This window comes from Faecalibacterium langellae, assembly GCF_002549775.1.
Lineage (GTDB): Bacteria > Bacillota > Clostridia > Oscillospirales > Ruminococcaceae > Faecalibacterium > Faecalibacterium langellae.
This window is the reverse complement of the sequence record NZ_NMTR01000031.1, coordinates 1-1,965: the sequence shown is the minus strand read 5'-3', so window position 1 is coordinate 1,965 and position 1,965 is coordinate 1. Positions and strand designations below refer to the sequence as shown.

Genomic DNA, 1,965 nt, shown 5'->3' with positions numbered 1-1,965 from the left:
AAACAAATATCCCGAAAAAAAACTCACTTTTTCAAAAGGAAATCGAATAGTTAAAGTGAAAGGGAAGTTTTGTTATGAATGAATTGATTGATAAAATGGCAGGATATTTAAATAATCACGTAAGTGAAATGATTGAAGCAGATAGGTTGTTAGAACAATTTCATGAGATGGTATTAGACAGGTTAGAGGATGACTACAATTTTTAGTAAGAATAATAGGCGATAATGAACGCCTATTTTATTTCGTTATTTGCCCATCTGTCCACGTCTTGTAAGAACCATTCAATAATTTGGTTTTTGGTTGTACTGTACACATCATCACGGGAATCAAACTTATATACTAATGGAGATTTTTGTCTAAATCGATAAGATACAATATCTAACATTTGTTTCGTTTCAGCTGGAGCTTCTATGTATCTATAATCGACCCGTTGAATATGCCATAGGTCTAAAAACATTGAGTAATATTGTTTTAGAACTTGGTCAAATCCTTCTACAAGAGATAAAGCATTGGCATAGTATATAGTGTCTTTCTTTTTTTGTTCTTGATATAAAGCTGACTCTTTGAACTTGTTTACTTGTAGATACATGATTTCATTGTACATTTTTTCTTGGTCATCTACTTTCCATTCATCGTGCTTACTCAATATGAATTTATTGAATTTATCAGATAGAATAAGATTTCGATATTGATAAAAGTTTAATTTTGTCCTTTTTCCTCTTTGTGTAGGAGCTATATCTTTTATCATTTCGTTTAATCTATTTCTGTTTGAATTATTATCAAGTTCAAAAGGAATACCAAAGGTTTCTGTTAAAAATTCCCTCAACTGTGACGAAGTAACAGAAAAAGATGATTGAAAAACTTTTTCTAGTTGATGTGGCTTAAAAAATAACTCCCAAGGCTCTCTTGAGGGGTCATTATATAATTCTAAGTAATTATTAGGGCTTAATACCCTAATATCTCTGCTTACAATACTACTCAAATCAATTGTAAGTTCCATAAAATTTCCAATCTGGTTAGTTTTTATTATATTTTATAGCCAAAACCGCTGTAAATCAAGGGTTTTAAGTTTTAATTTTTTGTTACTCGGTTAGTTTTTTGAGTTCGGTTATACTACAATAGTAGTATCAAAAAAAGAAAGACAGGTCTATAACCTGTAGGTATTTAACCATGACGACAACTGTCAAAATTAACTCTTCAAGCATTGCAAAACTTAAATCAGCAATCAGTTCTACTGATATCAATGCTAAGAAAAAATTAATTGCTGAAGTTTTTGTATTAGCCTATGGCTATGAAAAAGTATCAAAAACTACTTTTGCAGATTGGGATATTGATGAAGCTATCAAAATTATTGAGGCTCAAGGCGTAATTGTTCAAGAACAATTAAAACTATTTTTCCCCAAAATTGATAGTGACAAGAAGTTGCTAGCACACGTGATTAGTAAAAATATTGAGCAACTAGCTGATGATATTTCAAAATAGTTAAGTAGGGAAGCCTTGCTTCTCTACTTAACCATTTCTTTCCTGAAAATTTATCTTTTTCGGAAAGTTTTAGAAGTAAAAGAAATCTCTTAAATCGTTGATTTTAAAGGAGTTTTTGCGATATAGTACCCATTCTTTTTGTCGAAACAACCTCAGAAACGCTCTCTCAGCATAAAAATTCGTAGTTTAGTACCATTTTTACATATAAGACGGCATAAAAAAAACGGCGGATCAGCTCACGCTGAACCCCGTTTTAGTTGATTGCCTTTGCTATATTTTTAGCTATCCGTTCAATTACTGGGACAGTAACACTATTTCCAGCTTGCTTGTAGAGACGACCGTTACTTTGCTCAGGAAGTTTGTAGTCTTTAGGAAAACCTTGGACATTGAAACACTCACGAGGTGTTAGTTTACGGATTTCCTTGCTATTAGTTAGAATTAGCGGGACATTGTGCCCACCTGTTCCCATATTGGCGGTAAGAG

The 1,965-nt window shown here is 32.2% G+C and carries 4 protein-coding genes; 2 read left to right on the top strand and 2 right to left on the bottom strand.

Annotation, left to right across the window (positions count from 1 at the left end):
• Nucleotides 1-74: 74 nt before the first annotated feature.
• Nucleotides 75-206, top strand: a complete 132-nt coding sequence (locus tag CGS49_RS14575) for a hypothetical protein (RefSeq protein WP_265578740.1) — start codon at nt 75-77, stop codon at nt 204-206.
• A 26-nt stretch (nt 207-232) separates the two neighbouring features.
• Here the strand turns inward: CGS49_RS14575 and CGS49_RS13365 are convergent, their stop codons facing one another.
• The gene (locus CGS49_RS13365) at nt 233-1,000 is read right to left on the bottom strand and encodes a hypothetical protein (protein WP_143405876.1); all 768 of its coding nucleotides are present in this window, start codon (nt 998-1,000) and stop codon (nt 233-235) included.
• A gap of 170 nt (nt 1,001-1,170) precedes the next feature.
• On the opposite strand from CGS49_RS13365, the gene CGS49_RS13360 reads away from it, so the two are divergent.
• Complete coding sequence (locus CGS49_RS13360; protein ID WP_097802286.1) at nt 1,171-1,482, top strand: hypothetical protein; 312 nt, start codon at nt 1,171-1,173, stop codon at nt 1,480-1,482.
• A gap of 253 nt (nt 1,483-1,735) precedes the next feature.
• Here CGS49_RS13360 and CGS49_RS13355 read toward each other — a convergent pair.
• On the bottom strand, nt 1,736-1,965 hold a 230-nt coding region (locus tag CGS49_RS13355), incomplete at its 5' end, for a DNA cytosine methyltransferase (RefSeq protein ID WP_179859093.1).